Here is a 25,165-nt window from a genome sequence, read left to right on the forward strand (position 1 = left end):
GTGCTGCGGCGAAAGGAAAACCCGTGCTCGGAAGATCCGCCTTCGGTCTCGGCTCCTGGAACACCTGGGACCGGATGGACTTCGGCGACGCCGTCCGGCTGCTCAAGACGGCCGTCGACGCCGGCGTCACGTTGTTCGACGTCGCCCACTACGATTTCGGCCCGCACGCGGAGAACTCGCGGACGGACATCCTCTTCGGGGAGGCCGTGCGCGAGGCCGGGATCGCCCGGGAGGACTACGTGCTGTGCGGCAAGCTCTGGCTTTGGGACTACCCCCGCAGCGGCTTCGCCGGGCAGCTCGAGACGTCGCTGGGCCGCATCGGGACCGACCGCGCGGACCTGGTCGTGGTGGGGGACTACCGGGAGCGCCCGGACATCCCGCGCGTGGTCACGGAGGTCGCGGAGCAGATCCGGGCGGGCCGGATCGGCGGCTGGGGCGTCAACAACTGGCTCGCGGCCGACCTCGGCCAGGCGCTGGAGTTCGCGGACCGTGAAGGCTTGCCGGGCCCGGAGTTCGCGCAGCTGAAGTACTCGATCGCCCGGCGCGCGATGGCCGAGGGCGAGCCCTACCGGAAGCACTTCGACGCCGGACGCCTGGCACTGCAGGCGTCCGATGTCTTCGAAGGCGGTGTGCTGCTGGGCAACGCGGCCCCGGCGCGGAAGATCGGGGCGGACGTCGGGGGCATCCGGCCGTCCATCGTGGAGGCTTCCGCCGAAGTCGCCCGCGTCGCGGCGGACTTCGGCGCGACCCGCGCCCAGCTGGCCCTCGCGTTCTGCCTGGCGTACGAACCGGTGGCGAACGTCCTGTTCGGCGTGAGCCGCGCGGAGCAGCTGACCGACAACCTCGGCGCGCTCCTCCTGGCCCGCGAACACGGCCCGGAGATCCGCACCGCCCTCGCCCACCTCCGCCTCGACCACGACGTCGCCCCCGACGGCTCCTGGTAACCCCCCCGGGGCGTCACTTTCATAGGGAAAGTGACGCCCCGGGTCGGGTCAGGGGGTGTCGAGGAAGGTGAGGGCGGCGGTGCGGAAGGGGGCGCCGCGCAGGGCGCCGCCGTGGTCGCCGGGGACCACCAGGAGGTCGCTGCCCGGGACCAGGGGGACGAGGGTCTCGATGCCCTGGCTGACCGGGTCGTCCCGGCCCGCGACGAACCGCGTCGGCACGGTGATGGTGCCGACCCGCGGGGCGAACGGCTCCCGGCGCAGCCCTTCGATGCAGTGCGTGAGCGCCACCGGGTCGCGGCCGGGCGCGGTGATCATCCGGGCGATCGCCGCCGTCAGCGGGTCCGCGGGCAGCCGGCCGCCGCCGGCGAAGGCCAGCGCGGCCTCGACGTCGACCGCGCCGAACGGCTCGTGCGGGCTGATCCCGCCCAGCACCAGCCGCCGGACGGGCAGCAGCGCGGGCAGTTCCCACGCCAGCCGCGCGCCGAGCGAGTAGCCGACGACGTCCACTTCGGACACCGCGCCGACCGCGATGGCGAGCTCTTCGGTGATGGCCTTCGGCGTGGTGTCGGCGGGTGCGGGACTCGAGCCGTGGCCGGGCAGGTCGGGGACCAGCACCGGGCGCCCCGAAGCGATCAGCGCCGACGGCCAGCCCGTGCTGACCCAGTCGGTGTGCCCGTCGGAGGCGAAGCCGTGCAGGAGCAGCACCGGCGGGCCCGCGGGCGGACCGGCGGGGGCGAACCGGCGCACGGCGAGGGAGGTGACGGTCAAGGAGATCCCTTCTCAAGAGGAACGGCGGAGGCGCTGCAGCTCGCCGAGCGTGCGGGCGCGGGCGTCGACGGCGATCCGCAGCGCGGAGCCGACGAGGTTGAGCAGGAGCACGCAGAGCATGATCGTCACGCCGGGCACGATGACCAGCCACGGCGCGACCACCAGGTACGACCGGCCCTCGGCGATCATGTTGCCCCAGGTCGGGGTGGGCGGGGCGATGCCGAGGCCGAGGAAGCTCATCGCCCCGTCGACCAGCATCGCGGCCGCGGCGAGGATGACGACCTGGACCAGTGCCAGCGGCAGCACGTTGGGGAACACGTGCACCAGCAGGATCTTGCCGCGGCTCATCCCGGACACCCGCGCCGCGCCGATGTACTGGCGCCCGGCGATCCCGAGCACGCGGCTGCGGATGACGCGGGCGGTGAACGGCGTGAAGATCACCGTCAGCGCGATCAGCTCGGTCCAGATGCTCGCCCCGAGCGCGATGGCCAGCGCCATCGCGAGGATGATCGCCGGGAAGGACATCCACGCGTCCATCAGCCGCATCAGCACCGCGTCCGCGGCCCGGTAGAAGCCGCTGACCAGGCCGATCACCATGCCGGAGAACGCCGCGCAGAGCGTGATCAAGGCGGACAGCCCCAGCGACGCGCGGCCGCCGGACACCAGCCGGGCGAGGACGTCCCGGCCGAACGAATCGGTGCCCAGCGGGTGCGCGCCCGACGGCGGGAGCAGCCGGTGCACCGGGTCGGTCGCGCTGACGCTCGGCAGGAAGAACGGCAGCACGACCACGGCCAGCACGATCAGGCCGAGCAGCACCGAGCTGATCACCAGGGTCCGGTTGCGCCGGAACGCGCGGGCCGCCCGCCGGGGCGGGGGAGTGTCCACAGCGGACGCCGGTTCGGCGACGGCGAGGCTCATGCGCACACCTCGCTGGCGCTCGGTGCCGCCTGAGCCGGAAGCGCAGTGTTGGATGATTCGCTCGCAGGCTCGCTCATGCGACACGCACCTTCGGGTCGAGCAGCGCGTACGACAGGTCGACCAGGAGGTTGACCACGACGAACAGCACCGCGACGAACAACGTCACGCCCTGGATGAGCGGGAAGTCGCGAGTGGACACCGCACCCATCAGCAGGTGGCCGAGCCCCGGCACGACGAAGATCGACTCGATGATCACGATCCCGCCGACCAGCATGGCGAAGTTGCTGCCCAGCTGCGTCACCAGTGGCATCAGGGCGTTCGGCAGAACGTGCTTCAGCAGCACCCGCCGTTCGGGCAGGCCCTTGACGCGCGCGGTGCGCAGGTAGGCCAGGGGCAGCTCGCCGAGCACGCTCTCGCGCAGGGTGAGCACGAACAGCGCCGTCTGCCCGATGACGAGCACGGTCACCGGCAGCACCAGCGCGGGCACCGCGGCCACCGGGTCGGTCAGCAGGTCGTGGTAGCCGCTGGACGGGAACCACCGCAGCGTCACCGAGAACACCAGCACGAGCACCAGCGAGATCCAGAAGTCCGGCATCGCCATGCCGAGCGAGGACAGCCGGTCGAGGCCGCGGGCGACCGGGTTGCGCGGCGACACCGCCTGCCACGCCGTGATCGCGACGGACAGGAAGAAGCTGATCACCGTGGACAGCACGGCCAGCGTCAGCGTCGGCACGATGTGCGCGGCGACGACGTCCAGCACCGGCTGGTGGTAGGTGATCGACGTCCCGAAGTCGCCGCGCAGCACGTGCCCGGCCCAGCTCAGGTACTGCTGCCAGAGCGAGCCGTCCAGGCCCATGCTCGAGCGCAGCGCGGCGACGTCGGCCGGGCGCGCGGTGGGGCCGAGGATCGCCTGTGCCGGGTCGCCCGGGATCAGCCGGATGACGAAGAACATCATCGTGCCGACGATGACCAGGATGATCAGCAGGTCGCGCAGCCGGCGCAGCAGCAGCCCGGTCATGCGGCCAGCCAGGAGTTCCAGAAGACCCGGTAGAAGTCGCCGTAGCCCTTGAGCCGCGGGGTGTAGGCGGCGTACAGCCGGGACTGGCTCAGCGTGATGACCGACAGCTGCTTCCAGGTGAACGCCTGGAGCTTGTCGATGACGGCCTTCGCCTGCTCGGGCGTCGTCGAGGCGTTGAACTCGGCCATCAGCCCGTCGAGCTCGGGCGACGACGAGCCGTTGAGCGTGCCGAGGGTGAGCGCGGGCATCTGGGCGGGCGAGGTCAGCGACGAGTCGAAGAACAACGTCGTGATGTCCCAGCCGCCCGGGTCCTTGGTCAGCGTGCCGAGCATGGTCGCGAAGTCGAACGTGTCGATCTTGGTCTGCAGCCCGATCTTCCCGAGCGCGTCCTGGATGAGCACGGCCCACTTCCCGAATTCGGGGTAGGAGTTGGTGGTGACGATGTGGATCGTCGCCCCGGCGGTGACGCCGGCCTCGGCGAGCAGCTCCTTCGCGCGCGCCGGATCGTGCTGCCGGTAGACGTCGTTCCCGGCGGCCGAGTAGGACGCCTTGTTGTCCGGCGAGGCGAACGCGCCCGTCTCGATGGTGAGGTCCTTGCTGCCGCCGGTCGCCGCGTTGATCGCGGGCTTGTCCAGCAGCAGGTTCAGCGCCTGGCGGGCCCGCGGGTCGGCGAACTTCGAACCGGGGTTGAAGTTGGGGATGACGACGTTCTCGTTGCCGCCCGGCAGGTTGTGCACGACCAGGTTCGGGTTGGCCTTGAGCTGCTCGTACTGGTCGTTGGCCGGCATCGCGTGGTCCCACTGGCCGGTCTGCAGGCCGTTGACCAGCGCGTCCTGGTCGCCGACGACCTTGTAGGTGACGGTGTCGAGGTAGGCGTGCTTCGCGCCGGCCTGCCCGCCCCAGTCCTCTTCGGACCGCGACTTGTAGCCGTCGTAGCGTTCCAGCACCAGCTGCTGGCCGATGTCCCAGCTCTTCAGCTTGTACGGGCCGGTGCCGATCGCTTTGTCCTGGCCGAACCCGGTGGCGGGCAGGCCGGCGAGGTTCTTCGCCTCGTAGATCTCGGTGCCCGCGCCGGCCAGCTCGTCGATCAGCGGGTAGCGCGGCCGCTTGAGCTTGATCGACACCGTCGCCGGATCGGGCGCGGTGATCGCGTCGATGTCCGGGGTGACGAGCTGCCCGGTGCGGTGGCTCTTCTGCCAGCGCTGCAGGCTCGCGACGACGTCGTTCGCCGTCAGCGGGCTGCCGTCCTGGAAGGTGACGCCTTGGCGCAGCTTGAAGGTGTAGGCGAGCCGGTCCGGGCTGGTGGTGAAGGTGTCGACGAGCATCGGCCGGGCGACGAAGTGCTGGTCCACTTCGAACAGCTTCTCGTACAGCATGTTGCCGATCTGCGCGGTCACCTGGCCGGGGTTGGCGACCATGTCGAGCGACTGCGGATCGGTGGGGACGGCGACGGTGAGGTTGCCGCCGCGGACCGGTGGCCCGGCGGCGGCCGTCGTGGTGCCGGCGCCGCCCATGCAGCCGGCGAGCAGCGTGGCCGCGGCGGCGAGGGCGGCGAGCAGAGGAGTTCTCTTCATGGGCGCGTCGATCCTGTGTGGGGGAGGGCGGGCAGGTCGGGGTTGGCGGCGAGCAGCCGCCGGGTGTAGTCGTGCCGCGGGGAAAGCCGGATCTCGTCGGGGGTCCCGGTTTCGATCAGCTCGCCGCGGTACATCACGCCGACGCGGTCGGCGACCGACAGCACGAGGCTGAGGTTGTGGGTGATGAACAGCAGGCTCAGCGTGCGGGTGCGGCGCAGGTCCAGCAGCAGGTTCAGCACCTGGCCCTGCACCGAGACGTCGAGCGCCGACGTCGGCTCGTCGGCGACGATCAGCTCGGGCCCGGCGGCGATCGCCCGCGCGATGGAGACGCGCTGGCGCTGCCCGCCGGACAGCTGCGACGGCAGCTTCCCGGCTGAATCCTTCGGCAGGCCGACTTCGTCGATCAGGCCGGCCACCCGCCGGTCCAGCTCGGCGCCGCGCAGCGGGGTCAGTTCCTTCAGCGGCTCGGCGATGATCCGCGCGGCGGTGTGGCGGGGGTCCAGGGAGCTCTGCGGGTCCTGGAAGATGAGCTGGACGCGACGGCGGAACGCGCGTTCGTCGCCGATCAGGCCGCCGGGCGTGATCCCGTGCGCGCCGAAGGCGATGGTCCCCGACACCGGTGGTTCGAGGGCGGTCACGAGCCGGCCGAGCGTCGACTTGCCGGAGCCGGATTCGCCGACGAGGCCGAAGAACTCGCCCGGCGCGAGCTCGAGGGAGACGTCGCGGACGGCCTCGACCCACTGGCCTTTTCGGCCGTACACTTTGGACACCGCGGTGATGGTGAGCGGCGGTCCTTCGTGCTCCCGCTCGGGACGCGGTTTGAGGGCCGGGGTTTCGACGGCGTCGGTCGCCTCGCCCGCCATCGCCGACGCGAGCCGGGCGGGGGAGATGGTCGGGAAGCCGTCGCGGCGGCTGACGCCGAGCTGCGGGACGCACCCGAGCAGCGCCCGGGTGTACGGGTGCTTCGGCCGGGTCAGGACCTCGTCGCGCGAGCCGGTTTCGACCAGGCGGCCGCGGTACATCACCGCGATCCGGTCGGCGACCTGCGCGGCGACCCCCATGTCGTGGGTGATGAACACGCACGCCGTGCCGTGGTCGCGGCGCACCCGGTCGAAGAGCGTGAGGATCTCCGCCTGCGTGGTGACGTCGAGGGCGGTGGTCGGCTCGTCGGCGATGAGCAGGTCGGGGTCGGCCATCAGGGCCAGCGCGATCATCACGCGCTGCTGCATGCCGCCGGACATCTGGTGCGGGTACAGCCGCAGGATCCGGTCGGTGTCGGTGAGCCCGACCTCGGTCAGCAGCCGCCGGGCCTTGGCTTCGGCGCGCTTGCGCAGCGGGCTGCCGCGGCGGGCGGCCTGCCCGGGCAGCGACCCGGGTTCGCGGTAGGCCTCGGCCAGCTGCCCGCCGACGCGGCGGCTCGGGTTGAGGGAGTCGAGGGCCTCCTGGAAGATCATGCCGATCCGCGGGCCGCGGTAGGCGCGCATCGCGTCGGCGGGCAGCTTCGTGACGTCCACGCCGTCGACCGCGATCTCGCCGCGGGTGCGGACGGGGGCGACGAACTCGAGCAGGCGGATGATCGACAGGGCGGTCACGGTCTTGCCGCTGCCGGACTCGCCGACCACGCAGAGCGTCCGCCCCCGCCCGAGATCGAGGGAGAGCTCCCGCACGAGTTCGCGCTCGGTGTCGTCGGTGACGACGCCGACGGTGAGCTCCCGGATTTCGAGCAGCGTCATGGATTCCCCTTCCTCGCGCCCGCCACGAGCGGGCGGGCCGGACTGCCGGGCACCGGCAGGGGTAGTTCTACGCATGTTGACACCGGTGCCATGCGGTGTCAATGGTTTTATTCTACAAACGTAGGAAGTTGAAACATCACGGCTTTTTGTTGCTGTACGGGGAAAACTCGGCACTGGACTCTTTTATCTACGGATGTAGAGTGTCCGCGTCGAACAAAAGGAGGACGACGTGACGACCAGACCCGCCACGCCCGAACGGATCGTGGACATCGCGGTCGGCTACATGGCCGCCCAGCAGCTCTTCGCCGCCAACCGCATCGGCCTGTTCCCCGCGCTGGCCGCCGGCCCGCTCGCCGCGGGGGAGCTGGCCGAGCGCACCGGACGGCCCGAGAAGACCGTCCGGATCCTCGGGGACGCCCTCGCCGCACTCGGCCTGCTGTCCCGCGTGGACGGTCGGTACGGGCTGACGCCCGACACCGCCGCGTACCTCGGGGGAGAAGGTCTGGACCTCGCGCCGTTCCTGACCTTCCTCGAGACGATCAGCTACCCGCACTGGCAGCAGTTCTCGCACACCACTGACACCGGCGAACCCGGCGAGCTCGACCTCGGCGGCGACCGCTGGGGCACCTTCCTCGGCGGCGTCATGGCGTATAACGCCCTACACGCCCGTATGTTGGTGGGCGAATTCGACTTCACCGGCTGCAAAAACCTCCTGGACCTGGGCGGGCTCTCGGCCGAGTTCGCCCTGCAGGCCCTGCGGGCGAACGACGTGCTGCGGGCGACGTTCGTCTACGACCCGCGGTCGGTCCCGTCGGTCACCGAAGCCGTCGCGGAGTTCGCGGACCGGACCACCGTCGTCGGCGCGCCGACCCCCGAGGCCGAGCCCGCGGGCGAGTTCGACCTGGTGATGGTGAACCACGTCGTCCACCGGTTCTCCGCCGAGGAGAACCAGGCGATCCTGCGCCACGCCCGGGCCGCGGCGGCACCGGGTGCGCGGTTGCTGCTGCTGGACTTCTTCCTGGACGACGACCCGTCGCCGCGGGCGCTCGACGCGCTGCACGCGGGGGAGTACCTGGTCATCGACGGCACCGTCGTGCACCCCGAGGCCGACGTCCGCGGCTGGCTGGCCGACGCCGGCTGGCGCCCGGTGGACCGGCTGACGCTGCCGGGCTCGCCGCGGGTGCTCGTCGCGGAGGCGGTGTGAGCACCGGCCTGGACCCGGCCGTGCGGGACCTGCTGGACCAGGCCGCGTCGGCGCCGGTACCCGATCGCCCGCCGACGGCGGTGGAGCTGCGGGCGGCGTTCGCGGCCACCCGGCCGAAGCCGGGTCCGGCGGCGGCGGTCGCGTCGGTGACCGACCACTGGGTGCCCGGCCCGGGCGGTGTTCTGCGGGTCCGCGTGTACCTGCCGGAAGCGGACGGCCCGGTGCCGGCGTTCGTGTGGATCCACGGCGGCGGCTGGACGATCGGCTCGATCGACGAGAACGAGGTGGCCTCACGCGCGGTGTGCGCGGCGGCGTCGGTCGCGGTGGTGGCGGTCGAGTACCGCCTCGCGCCGGAGGACCCGTACCCGGCCGCGCCGTCGGACTGCTACGCGGTGCTGGAATGGCTGGCCGCGGGCGGCGCCGGGCCCGCGGTTTCACCGTCCCGGCTCGCGGTCGGCGGGGAGAGTGCCGGCGGCAACCTGTCCACCGTGGTCTCGCTGATGTCCCGCGACCGCGGCGGCCCGCCGATCGCCGCGCAGGTGCTGATCTGCCCGGTGTTCGGCCACCCGGACGACGGCCACGCGTCCTATGTGGACTTCGCGACCGGCTACGGCATGACGGCGGACGCGATGCGGTTCTTCTTCGCCCAGTACGCCCCTACCGGGGCGGACGACCCGTACGTGCTGCCTTCGCGGTCGCGGGACCTGTCGGGCCTGCCCCCGGCGCTGGTGCTGACGGCGGAGTACGACGTCCTGCGCGACGAAGGGGAGGCGTTCGCGCGGCAGCTGGCCGAGGCCGGGGTGGCGGTGGACGTGCACCGGTACGAGGGCCAGATCCACGGGTTCTACGGGCTGTACACGGACCTGCCGGCGTCGGCGCGGTCGCACGCCGAGGTGGCGGCGTACCTGAAGGGGATCTTCGCCTGAGGGTCAGGGGCGGGTGAGGCGGTCCAGGAGGGACTCCAGGTGCCGGTGCTGGAGGTCGATCGTGGAGAACTCACCCGCCACCAGGCTCATCACGTTGGCGCCGGCGTTGAGCAGGACGATCTCGTCGACGATCTGTTCGTCGGGCGTCCCGGTGACGACGTCGCCGTCTTCGCGGCCCTCGGTGAGGAAGCGGTGGAGCAGCCCGCGCCACTCGCGGACGTGCTCGAGGTACTTGTCGTGCATGGTCCGGTTGTCCAGGGACATCTGCCAGAAGATCATGAGCACCCGCCCGGCGGTGATCCGCTCGTCGTCGATCGGCATGGACGACACGCAGAGCTCCCGCAGCGCGGTGATCCCCCGGAGCCCGTCGAGCTCGACGTACTGCCGCATCATGTCGAGGGCCCGCTCGTAGGTGGCCGCGATGATGTCTTCCTTGCTGGGGAAGTACAGCTTGAGCGCCCCGTTGGCGAACCCGGCGGCGGCGGCGATCTCCCGCATGGTGGCGGCTTCGATCCCGCCGCGCACGATGAGGTCCCAGGTGACGTCGACGATGTCGCTGCGCCGCTGGTCGTGGTCGATGATCTTGGGCACCCGGCACCTCCCGCACTGGTTTCTCTACCAGTGTAGGAGAAAGTACCGGCGAGTACAGCACGGGGTGCTCGCGCCGGCTGCGGACGTCATGAACGGGTCGTCCATGACGCCAGGCGCGGTGAACGGCCCTTTCATGACATCCGGGCGGCGCGGGGTCAGCGCTGGAACACGCGCCGCCCGGCGAACCACGTCTCCACGACCCGCGTCCCCGCCACCCGGGAGGTCCGGAAGGGATCCCGGTCCAGCACCACGAAGTCGGCCGAGCGCCCCGGCGTCAACGCGCCTGTGACGTCGTCCAGCCCGCACGCCCGGGCCCCGCCCAGGGTGAAGACCTCGATCGCCTCCGCCAGGGTGATCGCCTGTTCCGGCCACAGCGCCCCCGGGCGGCGGCCGAACGGGTCCTGCCGCGAAACCAGGCCCGCGATCCCCTCCCACGCGTTCGGCGACTCGCTCACCGGCCAGTCCGACCCGCCCGCGACCAGCGCGCCGCTGTCGAGCAACGCCCGGTTCGGCTGCATGCGCGAAGCTCGCGACGCCGGCAGCACCTCGGCGATCGCCGACGGGATCACCCCCGGCACCCACAGGAACGGCGAAATGTCCGCCGCGACCCGCAGCTCGGCGAACCGCGGCAGGTCGTCGGGGTGCACGAACTGCCCGTGCGCCACCTGGAACCGGGTGTCCGCGAACCCCGCGGCGCGCACCTTCTCGACGGCGTCCAGGAACTGCCGCACCGAGGCGTCGCCCGTGCAGTGGACCTTCGCCGAGAAGCCCGCCGCGGCGGCCGTCAGCAGCCACTCGGTGAGTTCCGGCGGCGGCATCGTCGTCGAACCGCGGAAGCAGCCGCCGTGCGTTTCGTCCGGCAGGTACGGCTCGAGGAACGCCGCCGTGCGGGTCGGGGGGACGCCGTCGAGGAAGATCTTCACGAAGTCCGGGCGGTGGTGCGGGCTGCGGAACGAGTCCGCCACCTCCAGCAGCGGCGCTCCGACCGGGTCGAAGCCGAAGATCGGGTCGTTGACCAGCAACGACGACACCACCCACGCGGCCAGTTCGCCGGCGAGATCCAGCGACTGCAGGGCGCCCAGGATGTCGGTCGAGACGCCGGCGTCCTGGAACGCCGTGACGCCGAAGCCGTGCAGGACCTCGATCGCCCGCTGGGACGCGCGGCGGTGCTGCCCGGCCGTCAGGCCGCCGGTCACCCGCTCGACCAGGACCCCGGCCGCCTCCAGCAGGAGCCCGCTGGGGACGTCGCCGTCGCGGACGATCACGCCGCCGGGCGGGTCGGGGGTGGCCGCCGTGATGCCGGCCAGCTCGAGGGCCCGGCTGCTCACCCAGCGGTTGTGCCTGCTGTCGTCCGAAAGCGACACCGGGCGCCCGCCCGCGGCGTCGTCCAGCGCCCGCCGCGCGGCCGGCGCGGACAACGTCGAGACCAAAGTGGACGCCCACGCGCCGCCGGTCAGCCACTCGTCCGGGCCCAGCGTCCCGGCCCGCTCGCGGACCAGGCCGAGGATCTCGTCGAGGCCCGCGTCCGCGCCGAAGGTCAGCTCGAACAGCTCGGCGCGTCCGGCCATCGCGTGGTGGTTGTGCACGTCGACCAGGCCCGGGAGGACGAACGCGCCGCCGAGGTCGAGCACTTCGGTCTTCGGGCCGCGCTCGGCGTCCTCGAGTGCGACGATCTTCCCGCCGGACACCGCGAGCGCGGACGCCCACGGCCGCGCGGTGTCCACTGTATACACCAGGGCGTTCGTCAGTACCAGGTCGGCGGCCACGGCTCAGCCCTCCGCCGGGTCCAGGCCGTCCGGGTGGACGGTGGTGCTCAGCAGCCGCCCGTACGCGCCGAAGGTGAAGTGCGTCGGGTGCTCGCCGGAGCCGTCGAGCCCGAAGAGGACGCCGTGGGAGCGCAGGCGGCGGGCGTCGCGGTGGTCGGCGACGGTGACCGACGCGCACGGGATGACCTTCTCCCGCCAGGCGAACACGTGGATCCCGGGCCGGATCCGGTACACGGTGTTCTCGTCGGTGTCGGCGAGCCCGCGCTCGGGGCCGGCCAGGCACTGCCAGGTGTACCAGTGCGGGCTGAGGTAGACGTGCTCGTAGGCGTGCTCACGGCTGTAGACCCACACCACCCGGCGCCCGATCAGGGCCGTGCTCGGCGCCATCGCCTCGCCGCGGACCTCGAACCCGTCGAGCGTCGCGGGCCGGAACTCCTGGGTGACGCGCGGGGTGCCGTCGTCGCCGATCGTCGTGGTGACGACCAGGGCGCGGCCGTCGCGCAGGTCGAGCAGGAGCGAGACCGCCTCGCGCGGGGCGGGGTGGAACTGGACGTAGTACAGGTCGGGGTCGACGAGGAACGTTTCGCAGAGGACGGTCGCGCCGTCCCAGGCGACGCGCGCGCCGGTGAACCGGGCGGTGCGGCCGGGCCCGTCGCCGTCGTCGTGCAGGACGAACGCGCGGCCGTGCAGGTCGCCGACCACCGGCGCTTTGTTCGCGTCGAAGCCCGGGGCCAGGCCGTCCAGCGGGAGCCAGGTCGAGGTGTCCGAGAGAGTAGTCAAGGTGCAGTCCTCAGTGGTCGCAGTGGTCGCCGGACGGGAGGTCGAGCGCGGGGTTGCGGTCGAGGAACCCGTACGGCCGGAACAGGAAGCCGGACTTGTCGACCGGCATCACCGGCCAGTCCTCGGGGCGGGGGACGTGGGTGGGGCCGAACACGTGCCACAGCACGAGGTCGGTGTCGACGAGGTCGCGGTCGGCGGCGGTCCACGCGGGCAGGCCCGCGCCGCCGGGGTGGGCGTTGGGCCGGTCGCCGGCCGGGAACTGCTCGTCTTCGCGGTACGGCGTCGCCCAGAGGTGCTTGGTGGCGAACGTGGCCCGGGCGTGCACGGTCGCGTCCGGCTGCGCCATCAGCGTCGCCGACGGCCGCGGCACCAGCTGGTAGGCGGTCGGCTTGCCGAGCCGGTTCACCCGCTCGGCGCTGCGGACCTCCCAGACGCGGGCGCGGGCGGGGTCGGCCAGGCGCATCGCCTCCCGCTCGGTCCGCAACGGCGTGCTCCGCCAGGTGAACGCGTTGCCGTGCGGGTTGGCCGGCCCGGTCGGCACGCCTTCGACGTCGACCTCGTGCAGGCTGGTGCGGTCGCCGTCGACCTCGACGTCGAGCCGCGCGCAGAACAGGTGCTGGTGCACCGGCGCGAACAGGCCGGGCGCGAGCTCGGTGGCGTGCGGCTGGTCCGCACCGGGCGTCCCGGCGCCGCAGAAGACGATGCCGGTGGCCTTCGCCTCGAACTCGATCGAGCCGTCGAGGTGGAAGTACCAGTAGTGGCCGTAGTCGTAGTTGCCGATGGTGGCGATCGAGGAGACCACCAGCCGCCGCGACCGGCGGACTTCGGGGCGGCCGTGGAGGTCGGTGTGCTTCCAGAGGATCCCGTCGTCCTCTTCGTGCAGGCAGACCGCGCGCGGGATCTCGACCGGTTCGCCGCGGTCGTCGGCGACCCACGCCGGGAAGTAGTGGATGACGCCGACGCAGTCGCAGCCCAGGCGCAGGTCGTTGCCGTTCTTGCCGAACTGGTACTCCCCGGCGTCGAAGTAGCTGATCCAGAACCGGCCGGGCGCGACGTCCCCGTACGGGACGACCATCTCGGGGACGGAGGCCCGGTACAGGACCGGCCGGTCCTGGAAACTCAGCTGGTGCAGCGTCAGGCCTTCGCGGGAGTTGAAGCCGACGCGCAGGCGCCAGCCCTCCCACGTCACCTCGGAGCCGTCGACGGTGAAGCTCGGGCCGTCGGGCTGGGTGATCTCGATCGGCTTGAGCGTCGTGCGGGCCGGGACGCCGGTGTAGCGCCCGTGCTCGGCGGGCACCGGGACGTCCCCCTCGTCCTCGACGCGCAGCACGCGCTGCTCGGTGAGGTCCAGGTGCACGACCAGGCCTTCGACTGGGTGCGCCCAGGGGCTGTCGTCGGTGTCTTCGCGCAGGAAGGTGAGCGAGCGCATGACGCGGCCGGTCTCGTCTTCGCGCCCGAAGTACCCGGGGGCGAGCGGCGCGCAGAAGGCGTGGCCGATCCGGTCGCCGAGGCCGCGCCGCGCCATCGCGGCCTGCCAGTCCGCCGACGCCTTCGTCAGCCGCTCGGCCAGCGCGTACTCCTCGAACAGGTACGACGGCCGGCCCTCGGCTTCGGCCCAGTCGTCCCAGGAGACGAGCTCCTGCCTGGTCACCGACACCACGGCTTCCCCGGCGCGGCCGGTGGCGGTGTCGAGGAGCGTGTAGCGGATACGGCGGTCGCCGTCGCCGGCGCGCACCTCTTCCTTGGCGGGTTCGACCGGGACGGCCTGCGGGACGCGGATCGTGCCGCCCGCCAGCCCGGCGTCGGCGAGGACCGCGCGGCCGGCGGTCAGTTCGGCGGCGGTCAGCGGGTCGAGGGGGTGCGGCGTGCTCACCCTGGCCAGTCTCGGCCGGTGCCGCCTCGCGCGCCATCGCCCGTGCGGTCCCCGTCAACAACGCTGCACTCGAGGCCAACCACGTCTCCGCCGCCCGCGGCGAGGATGGGCGCATGCGAACAGATCTCGCCGGGAAGGCGGTCCTCGTGACCGGCGGGGCGTCCGGCATCGGGCTGGCCTGCGTGCGGGCGTTGCGCGCCGAAGGGGCCCGGGTCGGCGTCATCGACCGCGAACCCGGGCCCGGCGTCGTCCAGGCGGACGTCACCGACGAGCCCGCGCTGGCCGCCGCGGTGGACCGCGTCGCCCGGGACTTCGGCGGCCTCGACGCGGTCGTCGGCTGCGCCGGGATCTCCGGCCCGGTCGGCACGCCGCTGGCCGCGACCACGGCCGACGCCGTCGCGCGGGTCCTCGCCGTCAACGTCACCGGGCAGTTCCTGCTGGTCAAGCACGCGCTGCCGTGGCTGGCCGAGAGCGGCGCGGTGGTCCTGCTCGGCAGCGACTCGGCGTTCACGGCCGCGCCGGGCATGGTGCCCTACTGCGCGTCCAAGGGCGCGGTGGTCGCGATGACCCGCGCGCTCGCGGTCGAGGTGCCGGGGATCCGGGTCAACTGCGTCTGCCCGTCGGTGGTGGACACGCCGATGGCGCGCGCCGACCTCGGCGCCGTCCTGGACGACCCCGCGTTCCCGGTGCAGGCCGCCGCCGACGTCGCCCGGCAGGTCCTGTTCCTCGCGTCCCCGGCTTCGCGGCCGGTCAACGGCCAAGCCCTGCTGGCCGACTTCGGGATGTCGGCCCGCTCGGCGTTCCCCGCTTAGGAAAGGATCCACAGTGGACTCATCAGGCAAGGTCGTCGCGATCACCGGCGGCGGTACCGGCATCGGCGCGGCGGTCGCCCGCCGGTACGCCGGCGAAGGCGCGCACGTCGTCGTGCTGGGACGCCGGCGCGAGCCCCTCGAGAAGGTGGCCGCGGAAACCGGCGCGCACGTCATCGCGTGCGACGCGAGCGTGCGCGAGGACGCCGAAAGCGCGATCGCGGAGATCGTGGGCAAGTACGGGCGGCTCGACGTAGTGGTCGCCAACGCCGGCGGGCACGGCCTGTCTTCGGTCGTCGACACCGGCGACGAGGAGTGGGAGCTGGCCCTGCGCTCGAACCTGTCGAGCGCGTTCGTGCTGTGCCGGGCCGCGCTGCCGTCGCTGGTGGAGACCGGCGGGCAGGTCGTCGTGGTGTCGTCGCTGGCCGGGCTCTTCGCCGGGCCGAACGTCGCCGGCTACACCGTCGCGAAGCACGCGCTGATCGGGCTGACCCGGTCGATCGCCCGCGACTTCGGGCCGCGCGGGGTGCGCGCGAACGCGGTCTGCCCCGGCTGGGTGCGCACACCGATGGCGGACGGCGAGATGGACCAGTTCGCCGCGGCGGCGGGCTTCACCGGCGGCCACGAGGAGGGCTACCGCCGCGTGACGGCGGAGGTCCCGCTGCGGCGCCCCGCCGAGCCGGCGGAGATCGCGGCGATCGTGCGGTTCCTGGGCTCGGCGGAGTCGTCCTACATCACGGGCGCGGTCCTGGTCGCCGACGGCGGCGCCCACGCCGTCGACCTCCCGACGCTGGCCTTCGAGCGCGCCGGGATGTGAGTCAGGACCCGAGGTAGGCGGAGTGCAGGGTGGCGGGGGAGTCGAGGAGGGTCCGGGCGTCGCCGGAGTACGTGACGCGGCCCGACGAGACGACCACCGCCTCCTGCGCGACGCCGAGGGCCAGGTGCGTGAACTGCTCCACCAGCAGGATCGCCGCCCCCTCGGCCGCGAACTTCGTGACCACCGGCAGCAGGCGCGTGAACACCACCGGCGCCAGGCCCAGCGACATCTCGTCGATGAGCAGGAACGCCGGGCGGGCCGCGAACGCCCGCGCCAGCACCACCATCTGCTGCTCGCCGCCGGAGAGCAGGGCCGCGGGGGAGTCGCGGCGCTTCTCCAGCTCGGGGAACAGCGCGAGGACCTCGTCGACGCCCGCCGGGGTGCGGGCGGTCAGGCGGAGGTTCTCCAGCACCGTCAGCCCGGGGAACACCGCCCGGCCCTGCTCGATGTGCGCCAGCCCGAGCCGCGCCCGCGCCACCCGCGAGTGCCGGGTGACGTTCACCCCGCCGACGTGGACGCTGCCCGCCGAGGGCGCCACCACGCCCGACACGCCTTCCAGCAAGCTCGTCTTGCCGGCCCCGTTGGGCCCGACCAGTGCGGTGATCCGGCCGGGCTCGAGGACGAGGTCGACGTCGCGGATGACCGGGCCGGCTCCGCGCTTCACCGTCAGCCCGTGGACTCGCAACGCGTTCACAGCAGCTCCGTTTCACCCATGTACGCCTTCAGCACGGCCGGGTCGGCCAGCACGTCCGCCTGCGGGCCGCTCGCCAGCACCTGACCGAAGTCGAGCACCGTGAGCGTGTCGCAGACCGACCGGACCAGGTCGAGGTCGTGCTCGATGAGCAGCACCGACACCCCGAACCGGGCGGGCACCTGCCGCAGCCGCCGCCCGAAGGCGACGTGCTCCTCGTGCGGCAGCCCGGCCGCGGGTTCGTCGAGCAGCAGCACCCGGGGCTTCGCCAGCAGGTGGCCGACGACCTCGACGAGCCGCCGCGCGCCCGCGTCCACTCGCGACAGTGGTGTCCGCGGCGCCGGGCAGCCGAAGAACTCCAGCGCCTCGGCGACTTCGCCACCGGTGAGCCGTCGCCGGGCGACGAACCGGACGTACGCGCCGACGGTGAGGCCGGGCGGGACGCGGTCCTGCTGGAACGTCCGCCGCAGGCCGGCGCGGGCCCGGCGGGTGGGCGAGCCGGTGAGCGGGCGGCCGCCGAGGGTGACGGTGCCGTCCGCCCGGGGCAGGAAGCCGCTGATCGCGTCGACCAAAGTGGACTTCCCGGCGCCGTTCGGCCCGATCACGCCGAGGATCCCGTGCTCGGGCACTGTGATGTCCACATCGGACAGCGCGACGACGTGTCCGAAGGAGACGCTCAGGCCGCGCACCGCCAGGACGGGGTCGCCGGGTGGCAGCGGTTCGACGTCGGCGACCTCGGTGGCGAGCCCGACACCCGCGGGGGCGCCGCGGCGGTACCAGAGGTTGCGCACGGCCGTGCCGAGATTGCCGCGGCCGGTCAGTGCCTGGACGCCGAGCACGCCGAACACCACGAACCCCCAGTCCTGCGGCACGCCCCAGCGCTTGAGCAGCTCGGGGACGGCGACCCAGAGCAGCGCGCCGAACACGGCCATGTCGATCAGGTGCGCGCCGGACATGATCGCCAGCACGTACAGCGCGAGCGACTGGATGGCGGTGAAGCTCGCCGGGAAGGCCAGGCCGACCTGCCCGGTGAGCAGGCCCCCGCTGATCCCGCCGAGCGCGGCGCTGACCGCGAACGCCGTGAGCTTGGAGGTGCGGACACCCGCGCCGACGGCGGCGGTCCCGCGTTCGGAGAAGGCGACCAGGTGCCAGCTGCTGCCCCAGCGGCCGCGGCGCAGGAAGTGCACGAGCAGCCCGCAGGCGACGAGCACCAGCACGGCGAACAGGAAGTAGGACCGGTCGTCCGAGAAGGCGTCCGGCCGCTCGACCGACGTGCCTTCGGTGGCGCCGGGGAACTGGATCTGCACGAGCGTGAGGTCGGCGGCCGCGGCCAGCCCGAGGGTGACGACGGCGAGGGTGATGCCCCGCAGCCGCAGCGCGGGCAGCCCGACGAGGACTCCGGCGAGCGCCGCGGCCAGGCCGCCGAGGAGCAGCCAGGTGACGAACCCGCCGGGCACGCCGGCGACGTTGCACGCGGAGACGACGAACGCGCCGACCGCCGCGAAGGTGAGCTGGCAGAGGGAGATCATGCCCGCGGTCCCGGTGACCACGCCGAGCCCGAGGAGGGCGATCGCCGCGACGACCGCGCTGACGCCGAGGTAGACGAAGTACCCGGCGAGCCCGACGCTGAGCGCGTACCCGGCGGCGATCGCCGCGGCGGCGACCAGGAAGGGCAGGGCCGCCCGCGCGAGCGGGTTTTCAGCGAGCCGCATCCCACACCTCCTTGCGCTGCGTCCACAGCAGCAGTGCCACGATGACCAGGAACGGGAGGAAGTACCGCAGCACCGACAGCTTGTCGGCCTGCGCGACCGCGCCCTGCGCCATGCCGAGGACCAAGCCGCCCGCCACGGCCAGGTCCAGCCGGCGGAAGCCGCCGAGGAGCGCGGCCGCCGCGGCCGGGACCACCAGCATCGCCAGTGACGTCGGGTCGTTCGACTGCGACGGCGCCACGATCGACACCGCGAGGGTGGCGATCACCCCGGTCGCCGTCCAGACGCCGACCGACAGCGGCCGGGCCGGGATGCCCAGCAGCTCCGCCGTCGTCGGGCGTTCCGACAGCGCCCGCAGCCGGACGCCCAGCGACGTCCGGGCCAGCACCGCCCGGCAGCCCAGCGCCACCAGGACCGCGAGCGCGACCGTCACCACGGTGACCTGGCTGACCACCACGCCACCCATCGTGAACGCCGGGCCGGCCAGCAGCGGGTGGAACGGTTGCGGCTTGTTGCCGAACAGGATGAACGCCAGCGAGATCAGCAGCAGGAGCACGGCCACCGTCACCGCCGACCGCGTTCCGGTGTCGGCTTCGGCGAGCCACGTCGAGACGATCCAGCCGAGCACCGCGCTCAGCGCGCCGCCGAGCAGGATGCCCGCCAGCGTCGCCAGCCACTCCGGGAAACCCAGGTGGACGGCGAGGAAGACGGCGACGTAGCAGCCGAACATCCCGGTCGCGGACTGGGCGAAGTTGACCACCCGCACCAGCCGCGACATCAGGGTCAGGCAGACCGCGAGCACCGCGTAGAGGCCGCCGGCGGCGAGGCCGGCCAGTGCGCCCTGCAGCATGAACGTCCTCCTAGGACCGGGGGATCCGCAGCCAGTCCCGCGCCGAGAGCTCCCACTTGTTCGTCCCGGTGGCCAGCTTGATCGGCCAGCCCGCGGTGTTGTCGTGGTGCGCCTGCGCGGGCCCGAACACGTACGGCGTGCCGACCATCGGGTCGCTGATCGGCTTCATCTCGCGCAGCGCCTTGGTCACCGTCTCGCGCGTGATGTCGCCCTTCATCCCGCGCAGCACCGCGAGGAAGTACTTCGCCGCCAGGTAGCCGCCCTGGCTGAACGACGTCAGCGGGATCTTGTTCTTCGCCATCAGGTCCCGCCACTCCTGGTTCGCCGACGCCGCCGCGTCGGTGAACGGGTAAAACTCGGCCGGCACGTAGACCCCGGCGCCGGCGTTCGAGATCGCCTTGGCGTAGTTTTCGCTGTAGACGCTGGTCAGCAGCAGCCACGTGACGTCGGTCCAGCCCTGCGCCTGCGCGGCCTTGAGCTGGCCGATCGAGTCCGGCTCCACCGGGTTGACCGTGATCGCCTTGCAGCCCGCCGCGCGCGCCTTGACGATGTAGGGCGTGTAGTCCGACCCTCCATAGGGGACGGTCGAATCGACGTACTTCAGCTTCTTGCCGGTGATCTTCGTCCACTCGTCGATCGCGGCCTGATACGCCGGGAGCGTGTTGCCCGCGATCTCGAGCAGCGCGCAGACGTCGTCGAGCTTCAGCACCTCGGAGCCGTAGAGCAGGGTGAGCGTCATGTCGTGGAACGGGCCGACGTTGACCGGCGCGATGTTCGGGCTGGAGAAGCACGCCGGGTCGACGCCGATGCCCGGTATCGACAGGATCTTCTGCTGCTCGTAGTACTTCTCGTTGATCTCGCACTCGATCAGGCTCGACGACCCGACCAGCGCGACGGCCGAGTCGCCGCCGACCACCTCGCGGGCGGCGGCCGCGGCGGCCGACGGGTCGCCCTTGTCGTCGATCGCCTTGTACTCGATCCGGCGGCCGTTGACGCCGCTGGCGGCGTTGGCCGCGTCGAACACGGCCTTCGCCGCTTGCGAGGACTCCGGGAAGGTGGCCGCGCCGCTGAGCGCGTTGACCGAGCCGACGACGATCGGGCCGCTCGAACCGGCGTCGGAACCGGCGCAGCCCGCGGTGGCCAGCAGCACGGCGACCGCGAGGGTGGGAAAGACTTTTCTCATTGCTGCTCCCGGGTTGCGGCCACGACGGGCGCGGAATCGACGATCTGCTCGAAGGCGGCGACCTCGCCGCCGTCGAAGCGCCACAGGTGCGCGACGCGGGCGGTGAAGGACCGGCCGGTCCGGCGGTGCGTGCCGGTGTAGGTGCCGACGCCGATCACCGTGTCCCCGGCGTCCAGCAGGTCTTCGAGGGTGAAGCGGTAGCCGTCCCAGTCCCGCCCGATCGCGGTGAAGACGTGCTCGGCCACCTCGTCCGGGCCGGTGTAGGTGCCGGCGTAGGGGAAACCGGCGGCTTCGGTCCACGTCGTCTTCGGGCCGAGCGGGGCGAGCATGCCGGGCAGGTCCCCCCGGTCGCTGGCGGCGTAGTGCGCGCGGATGACGTCCACATTGGACACTTGAGGCTCCTTCAGGCGGGCTGGGCGTCGGGGTAGCTGACCGAGCCGAGCGGGTAGACGTGACCGCCGGCGCGGGAGTGCTCGGATCGGCCCTCGCCGGTCAGCCCGAGGAACACGCCGGTGGTGCGCAGCGCGTAGCCGAGGTCGTGCAGCCACACGCTCGCCACGGCGATCCGGAACTCGCGGAAGCAGAACAGGTACAGCCCGTCGGCGAACTTCCACACGGTCGAGAGGTCCATGTCGCCGTGGCCGCGCTGGACGCCTTCCAGGCACTGCCAGGCGTAGCGCTCCGAGGAGACGTAGACGTGCTCGTAGAGGTGGTGGGGGCTGTAGCGGTAGAGGTTCCGCTTGCCGATCAGGTCCCGCGACGGCCCGGGCACGGCACCGGACGGGGTTCCGCCGTCGGTGACGCCGGACCAGAAGCGTTGCGAGACGCGGGGAACGTCCTCGACGTCCTCGGCGCCGATCACCGAGCGGACGGCGAGCGCGCGGTGCGACGTCGTGGAGAACACGACGGTGAGCGCCTCGCCGTCGACGCTGGTGAGCGGCAGGTTCACGAAGAAGACGTCGTCGCGCACGGCGACGGCGTCGTACGGGTCCTCGACGCCGTTGAGCACGACGTGCTCGGCGTCTTTGAAGCTCAGCGAAAGGACTTCGCCGTCGTCGAGGGTGACCGTGACGTCCCGGCCGGTGAGGTCGGCGTCCGGCAGGCGGTAGGTGGCGATCCCGGCGGCGAACTCGTCGTAGGTGCGCCAGCCGTCGGTGGGGGCTTCGGACATGGCCTCATCGTCGGGCGGGGGCCGGGTCCGGGCGAGCGGTCACGCGCTGCGGGGCAACTACCGGACGCTGACGGTCAACTCCCGGCGCCGGCGTCGGCGAGATCCGGCCGGGCACCGCGCCGAGCGCGCCGTCGGGCAGGATGCCGCCGAGCGTCGGCAGCCGCTCGGGAATGGCAACTCCCGGCGCCGGCGAGCGACGCGGACACGACCCGGTCGAGCACCGCGCAGCGCTCCACCGGGGCAGGGTGCCGCCGAGAGTCGGCAGCCGCTCGGCGAGGGCGCGGAGCTGACGTGATCGTCGGGCGGGCACCTCGTCCGGGCGAGCGGTCACGCGCTGACCGTCAACTCCCGGCGCAGCTCGCTCGGTGCCCGGCCGAACGCGGTCTTGAACACGCGGCTGAAGTGGGCGGCGTCGACGAACCCCCAGCGCGCGGCGATCGCCGCGACCGGGCGGCCCGAGTAGACCGGGTCGAGCAGGTCGCGGCGGCAGTGCTCGAGGCGGCGCGTGCGGATCCAGCCGGAGACCGTGGTGCCCTGCTCCTGGAACAGCCCGTGCAGGTGCCGCGTCGAGATGAAGTGCTCGGCGGCGATCCGCGCCGGGGTCAGGTCGGCGGAGTGCAGGTTCGCGTCGATGTGCGCGCGGATGCGGCGCATCAGCTCGTGGTGCGGGTCGGCGCCCGCGTGCGCGAGGTCGAGCTCGGTCGCGACCAGCGTCGAGAGCAGGTCGACCGCGCTGTGCGCGAGCCGCGCGCCCGCCGGGCCCGCCAGCTGCTCGAGGTTGCCGCCGAGCTGGGCGAGGAACGGCACGACGACGTTGCCGACGCCCTCCTTGCCCGACATCCGCACCGCGGTCAGCCGCCCGACGAGCTCGGCGGGCAGGTCGATCAGCCGCTGCGGGAACATCACCACCAGCGTCCGGAAGTCCTCTTCGAACACCAGCGAGTACGGCCGGTGCGTGTCGTAGAGGGCGACGTCGCCGGGGCGCAGCACGGCCTGGCGGTCGTCCTGCACCAGCAGCCCGGTGCCGGCCAGGATCAGGCTCAGCTTGTAGTAGCGCCGCTCGGCGCGGGCGATCAGCTCGGGAGTGCGCTCGACGACGTGGGGCGAGGCGGTCACCTCGGAGACCTGCACCTCGTCGGCGCCCGACGAGCGGATCCGGCCGCGGAAGCCGTCACCGCCCGCCGTGACGTGCAGCGGGACGAACGACTGCGAGACGGCGGTGCGGAACTCGGTGAAGTCGCGGGCGATGAGGGTCGTGGGGGCGGGCACGGGGTCACCTCGCAGCGTCGGGAGGAGGACAGCGTCGTATACGATAAGCGATACGATCTTCCGCGACAATGCTCCCGGCCGTCTCATCGTAGGATTTCGCCTCGGGAGGAGGGGGCGGATGGAGTCGTTCGGGGCACGGCTGCGCCGGTTGCGGCGCGCGGCCGGGCTGACGCAGGAGACGCTCGCCGAGGCGGCCGGGCTCAGCGCCCAGGCCGTCGGGGCGCTCGAACGCGGGGAGCGCCGGTTCCCGCACCGCGAAACCCTCGACCGGCTCGCCGACGCCCTCGACCTGGCCGGCGACGCCCGCACGGAGTTCGCCGCCGCGGGTGCGCGCCCGAAGACCCCGGCGGGGACCACCGCCGTGCCGCGGGAACTGCCGGGCGGGGTCGCCGCGTTCACCGGCCGCGAAGTGGAGCTCGACCGCGTGCTCGGCCTGTTCGCCGACCCTCGTCCGGGTGTCGTGGTCGCCATCGCCGGCATGGCCGGGGTCGGCAAGACCGCGCTGGCCCTGGAGGCCGGGCACCGGCTCGCCCGGCGGTTCCCGGACGGCTCGCTGCACCTCGACCTGCGCGGCCACGCCGCCGACCCGCCGGATCCCCTGGACCTGCTCGACCGCCTGATCCGCGAGCTCGGCGGCGAGCCGCCGACGCCGTTGACGCTCGGCTCCGCGTCGGCGCGGTTCCGCTCGGCGCTCGCGGGGAAGCGCGTCCTGCTCTTGCTGGACAACGCGCGGGACGCCGCGCACGTGGCTCCGCTCCTGCCGGGCGCGGGCGGTTCCGCGGCCATCGTGACGAGCCGGGCCGCGCTGCCGGACCTGCCCCAGGCGCACCAGGTGCTGCTGGACGTGCTGCCCGAGCCGGACGCGCTGCGCCTGCTGGCGGCGGAGATCGGCGCGGACCGCGTCGCCGCCGAGCCCGCCGCGGCCCGGGCCGTCGTGCGCCTGTGCGGGTACCTCCCGCTGGCGCTGCACCTGGCCGGCGCGCGGCTGGCGACGCGGCCGTCGTGGCCGGTCGCCCACCTCGCGCACCGGCTCGGCGACGAGAGCCGCCGCCTCGACGAAACCGGCGTCCGCACCAGTTTCGCGCTCGCCTTCGGGGCGCTGGACGACGCCGCGGCCCGCGCGTACCCGCTGTTGTCCCTGCTCGACGTGCCGGAGCTGTCGGTGCCCGTCGCGGGACGGCTGCTCGACGCCCCGGACCGCGTGGCCGAGAACCTGCTGGAACGGCTGACCGACGAGCACCTGCTGACCACGCCCGCCCCGGGCTGGTACCGGCTGCACGACCTGCTGCGGCTCTACGCCCGCGAGCACGCCGGGCGGCTCCCCGCGGCCGAGCGGGCCGCCGCGATCACCCGCGTCGTCGAGCTGTGCGCCTCCGTCGCGTGGCAGAGCATGGCGCTGGTCTCGGCGGCCTCGCACCGCCACGACTGGGCGGCCGGGCGCTGGGCGGCCGGCGGCCCGGCCACGACGGAGGAGGTGTTCGGCTGGCTCGACCGGCACCAGGCGCACCTCGTCACGCTCGTGCGGCAGGCGGCGGCGACGCCGGGGGTGCCCGCCGAAGCGATCGCGGCCGTCGGGCTCGGCCTGTTCGAATACCACCGGGCGCGGGCGCGGTGGCGCGACGCCATCCAGGTCGACGAGGTGGCGCTGACCCTGGTCGACGGCGTCGACCCGGTGGCGGCGGCGACGCTGCGCAACGACCTCGGGGTCGCCGAGGCCGAACTGGCCCACGGCGGCGAGGCGGCCGACTACCGCCGCTCCCACGCGCACCTGCGGCGGAGCCTCGCGGACTGGGAGGAGATCGGCGACCCCCGCCAGCTCGCCGGGATCCTCAACAACCTCTGCTTCGTGTTCGGCCTCGGCGACGACGTCGACGAAGCCATCGAGTTCGGCGAGCGGGGCCTGGCGCTCAACCGGTCGCTCGGGCTGCGCCACGTCGAGACGCTGAACCTGGTGAACCTCGGCGTGCTCTACGGCCGCCAGGGCGACCGCTCCCGCGAGCTCGCGTACGCGACCGAAGCGGTCGCCGTCGGCGAAGGTACCGACGATCTGCGGGGGATGGCGTACGGGTGGATGCGGATCGGCACGGTCCACCGCGAAGAGGGGCGGTACGCCGACGCCGTCGAGGAGCTGCGGCGGAGTGCCGAGCTGTGGCGCGCCGCGGGCGTGCGGTCGTACGAGGCCATGACGCTGGCCGAGCTCGGTCGGGCCTACGCGGGGCTGGGGTCACCGGTTCGCGCGCGTGAGCTGTTCACGGAAGCGCTGGCGATGCTGCGGGAGTACGGGGGAGCCGAGCACGTGGCTGCGGTCCGGGCGGAGCTGGAAGCGTTGTGACGAGGACGGCCAGGTAGGTCCGCGGCTGGTGGACGGCCTCGCAGACGACTCGGTCCGCTTTCCCGGCGCAGGTGATCCCGACGGTGTCGCGGACGACGGAGACGAGCTGGACCCGGGTTTCCGCCGTGGCCGCGGCGGCGGGTACCGCGGTCAGGGCCGTCGCCACGAGCAGTGCGGCCGGCAGCATCCTCCAGACGGTCGTCACCGGCCGATCTTCGCGGCGCGGCGGGTGGCGCAAC

General features: G+C 72.9%; 22 protein-coding genes. 6 read left to right on the top strand and 16 right to left on the bottom strand.

Translation table 11 applies throughout. The features are described 5' to 3' along the window. Window positions 1-23 precede the first annotated feature (23 nt). Entirely contained in the window at window positions 24-944 is a 921-nt protein-coding gene (locus ACLJQM_RS20780) for an aldo/keto reductase (protein ID WP_410632433.1), read from the top strand. A gap of 48 nt (window positions 945-992) precedes the next feature. Here the strand turns inward: ACLJQM_RS20780 and ACLJQM_RS20785 are convergent, their stop codons facing one another. The 5 genes from ACLJQM_RS20785 to ACLJQM_RS20805 all read right to left on the bottom strand — a co-directional run bounded on the left by ACLJQM_RS20785 (window position 993) and on the right by ACLJQM_RS20805 (window position 6,955). Then, entirely contained in the window at window positions 993-1,712 is a 720-nt protein-coding gene (locus tag ACLJQM_RS20785) for an alpha/beta fold hydrolase (RefSeq protein WP_410632434.1), read from the bottom strand. 12 nt (window positions 1,713-1,724) lie between these two features. After that, window positions 1,725-2,630, bottom strand: coding sequence for an ABC transporter permease (locus tag ACLJQM_RS20790; protein ID WP_247023546.1), 906 nt, complete (start codon window positions 2,628-2,630; stop codon window positions 1,725-1,727). 73 nt (window positions 2,631-2,703) lie between these two features. Continuing rightward, a complete protein-coding gene (locus ACLJQM_RS20795) occupies window positions 2,704-3,648 on the bottom strand; it encodes an ABC transporter permease (RefSeq protein WP_360768974.1) in 945 nt (314 codons plus the stop codon). Continuing rightward, entirely contained in the window at window positions 3,645-5,222 is a 1,578-nt protein-coding gene (locus ACLJQM_RS20800; protein ID WP_410632435.1) for an ABC transporter substrate-binding protein, read from the bottom strand. The genes ACLJQM_RS20795 and ACLJQM_RS20800 overlap by 4 nt, the downstream gene beginning before the upstream one ends. Beyond that, window positions 5,219-6,955, bottom strand: a complete 1,737-nt coding sequence (locus ACLJQM_RS20805) for a dipeptide ABC transporter ATP-binding protein (protein WP_410632436.1) — start codon at window positions 6,953-6,955, stop codon at window positions 5,219-5,221. Before ACLJQM_RS20805 ends, ACLJQM_RS20800 begins: the two co-directional genes overlap by 4 nt. A gap of 229 nt (window positions 6,956-7,184) precedes the next feature. On the opposite strand from ACLJQM_RS20805, the gene ACLJQM_RS20810 reads away from it, so the two are divergent. Next, the gene (locus ACLJQM_RS20810) at window positions 7,185-8,159 is read left to right on the top strand and encodes a methyltransferase dimerization domain-containing protein (RefSeq protein WP_410632437.1); all 975 of its coding nucleotides are present in this window, start codon (window positions 7,185-7,187) and stop codon (window positions 8,157-8,159) included. Then, entirely contained in the window at window positions 8,156-9,085 is a 930-nt protein-coding gene (locus ACLJQM_RS20815) for an alpha/beta hydrolase (RefSeq protein WP_410632439.1), read from the top strand. The genes ACLJQM_RS20810 and ACLJQM_RS20815 overlap by 4 nt, the downstream gene beginning before the upstream one ends. 3 nt (window positions 9,086-9,088) lie before the next feature. On the opposite strand, the gene ACLJQM_RS20820 is transcribed toward ACLJQM_RS20815, so the two are convergent. The 4 genes from ACLJQM_RS20820 to ACLJQM_RS20835 form a co-directional block, all read right to left on the bottom strand. Beyond that, entirely contained in the window at window positions 9,089-9,676 is a 588-nt protein-coding gene (locus ACLJQM_RS20820; protein WP_360768959.1) for a TetR/AcrR family transcriptional regulator, read from the bottom strand. Window positions 9,677-9,831: 155 nt separating this feature from the next. Further along, on the bottom strand, window positions 9,832-11,442 hold the full coding sequence (locus ACLJQM_RS20825) for an amidohydrolase (RefSeq protein ID WP_410632440.1): 1,611 nt from the start codon (window positions 11,440-11,442) through the stop codon (window positions 9,832-9,834). A 3-nt stretch (window positions 11,443-11,445) separates the two neighbouring features. Next, entirely contained in the window at window positions 11,446-12,222 is a 777-nt protein-coding gene (locus tag ACLJQM_RS20830) for a molybdenum cofactor biosynthesis F family protein (RefSeq protein ID WP_410632441.1), read from the bottom strand. Window positions 12,223-12,232: 10 nt separating this feature from the next. Continuing rightward, window positions 12,233-14,095, bottom strand: a complete 1,863-nt coding sequence (locus ACLJQM_RS20835; protein ID WP_410632442.1) for a primary-amine oxidase — start codon at window positions 14,093-14,095, stop codon at window positions 12,233-12,235. A 113-nt stretch (window positions 14,096-14,208) separates the two neighbouring features. On the opposite strand from ACLJQM_RS20835, the gene ACLJQM_RS20840 reads away from it, so the two are divergent. Beyond that, window positions 14,209-14,907, top strand: a complete 699-nt coding sequence (locus ACLJQM_RS20840) for an SDR family NAD(P)-dependent oxidoreductase (RefSeq protein ID WP_360768948.1) — start codon at window positions 14,209-14,211, stop codon at window positions 14,905-14,907. A gap of 13 nt (window positions 14,908-14,920) precedes the next feature. Next, window positions 14,921-15,721 carry an SDR family NAD(P)-dependent oxidoreductase gene (locus ACLJQM_RS20845; protein ID WP_247023536.1) on the top strand — a complete coding sequence of 267 codons (801 nt, stop codon included), beginning with the start codon at window positions 14,921-14,923 and terminating at the stop codon, window positions 15,719-15,721. A 1-nt stretch (window position 15,722) separates the two neighbouring features. Here the strand turns inward: ACLJQM_RS20845 and ACLJQM_RS20850 are convergent, their stop codons facing one another. From ACLJQM_RS20850 to ACLJQM_RS20880, 7 genes are all read right to left on the bottom strand, one after another. Next, window positions 15,723-16,415: an ABC transporter ATP-binding protein gene (locus tag ACLJQM_RS20850; RefSeq protein ID WP_360768942.1), complete on the bottom strand. Its 693-nt coding sequence runs from the start codon at window positions 16,413-16,415 to the stop codon at window positions 15,723-15,725. Then, the gene (locus ACLJQM_RS20855) at window positions 16,412-18,124 is read right to left on the bottom strand and encodes an ABC transporter permease subunit (protein WP_410632443.1); all 1,713 of its coding nucleotides are present in this window, start codon (window positions 18,122-18,124) and stop codon (window positions 16,412-16,414) included. The genes ACLJQM_RS20850 and ACLJQM_RS20855 overlap by 4 nt, the downstream gene beginning before the upstream one ends. Beyond that, entirely contained in the window at window positions 18,111-18,971 is an 861-nt protein-coding gene (locus ACLJQM_RS20860; RefSeq protein WP_360768937.1) for a branched-chain amino acid ABC transporter permease, read from the bottom strand. The genes ACLJQM_RS20855 and ACLJQM_RS20860 overlap by 14 nt, the downstream gene beginning before the upstream one ends. A 10-nt stretch (window positions 18,972-18,981) precedes the next feature. Then, window positions 18,982-20,154: an ABC transporter substrate-binding protein gene (locus ACLJQM_RS20865; protein WP_410632444.1), complete on the bottom strand. Its 1,173-nt coding sequence runs from the start codon at window positions 20,152-20,154 to the stop codon at window positions 18,982-18,984. Further along, the gene (locus ACLJQM_RS20870) at window positions 20,151-20,546 is read right to left on the bottom strand and encodes a nuclear transport factor 2 family protein (protein WP_410632445.1); all 396 of its coding nucleotides are present in this window, start codon (window positions 20,544-20,546) and stop codon (window positions 20,151-20,153) included. The genes ACLJQM_RS20865 and ACLJQM_RS20870 overlap by 4 nt, the downstream gene beginning before the upstream one ends. An 11-nt stretch (window positions 20,547-20,557) precedes the next feature. Continuing rightward, on the bottom strand, window positions 20,558-21,325 hold the full coding sequence (locus ACLJQM_RS20875) for a MoaF C-terminal domain-containing protein (RefSeq protein ID WP_410632447.1): 768 nt from the start codon (window positions 21,323-21,325) through the stop codon (window positions 20,558-20,560). A gap of 327 nt (window positions 21,326-21,652) precedes the next feature. Next, complete coding sequence (locus ACLJQM_RS20880; protein WP_247023529.1) at window positions 21,653-22,594, bottom strand: helix-turn-helix domain-containing protein; 942 nt, start codon at window positions 22,592-22,594, stop codon at window positions 21,653-21,655. A gap of 118 nt (window positions 22,595-22,712) precedes the next feature. On the opposite strand from ACLJQM_RS20880, the gene ACLJQM_RS20885 reads away from it, so the two are divergent. Beyond that, complete coding sequence (locus ACLJQM_RS20885; protein ID WP_410632448.1) at window positions 22,713-24,926, top strand: tetratricopeptide repeat protein; 2,214 nt, start codon at window positions 22,713-22,715, stop codon at window positions 24,924-24,926. The last annotated feature ends 239 nt before the right edge of the window (window positions 24,927-25,165 follow it).

The sequence above is a fragment of the Amycolatopsis sp. cmx-4-83 genome, from assembly GCF_046548815.1.
Taxonomy (GTDB): Bacteria; Actinomycetota; Actinomycetes; order Mycobacteriales; family Pseudonocardiaceae; genus Amycolatopsis; species Amycolatopsis pretoriensis_A.

What these genes read in the sequence shown, in the direction of transcription:
- ACLJQM_RS20875 (WP_410632447.1), bottom strand. Translation starts at nt 21,325, where the DNA reads ATGTCCGAAGCCCCCACCGACGGCTGGCGCACCTACGACGAGTTCGCC.
- ACLJQM_RS20840 (WP_360768948.1), top strand. Translation starts at nt 14,209, where the DNA reads ATGCGAACAGATCTCGCCGGGAAGGCGGTCCTCGTGACCGGCGGGGCG.
- ACLJQM_RS20860 (WP_360768937.1), bottom strand. Translation starts at nt 18,971, where the DNA reads ATGCTGCAGGGCGCACTGGCCGGCCTCGCCGCCGGCGGCCTCTACGCG.
- ACLJQM_RS20885 (WP_410632448.1), top strand. Translation starts at nt 22,713, where the DNA reads ATGGAGTCGTTCGGGGCACGGCTGCGCCGGTTGCGGCGCGCGGCCGGG.
- ACLJQM_RS20855 (WP_410632443.1), bottom strand. Translation starts at nt 18,124, where the DNA reads ATGCGGCTCGCTGAAAACCCGCTCGCGCGGGCGGCCCTGCCCTTCCTG.
- ACLJQM_RS20795 (WP_360768974.1), bottom strand. Translation starts at nt 3,648, where the DNA reads ATGACCGGGCTGCTGCTGCGCCGGCTGCGCGACCTGCTGATCATCCTG.
- ACLJQM_RS20865 (WP_410632444.1), bottom strand. Translation starts at nt 20,154, where the DNA reads ATGAGAAAAGTCTTTCCCACCCTCGCGGTCGCCGTGCTGCTGGCCACC.
- ACLJQM_RS20800 (WP_410632435.1), bottom strand. Translation starts at nt 5,222, where the DNA reads ATGAAGAGAACTCCTCTGCTCGCCGCCCTCGCCGCCGCGGCCACGCTG.
- ACLJQM_RS20805 (WP_410632436.1), bottom strand. Translation starts at nt 6,955, where the DNA reads ATGACGCTGCTCGAAATCCGGGAGCTCACCGTCGGCGTCGTCACCGAC.
- ACLJQM_RS20790 (WP_247023546.1), bottom strand. Translation starts at nt 2,630, where the DNA reads ATGAGCCTCGCCGTCGCCGAACCGGCGTCCGCTGTGGACACTCCCCCG.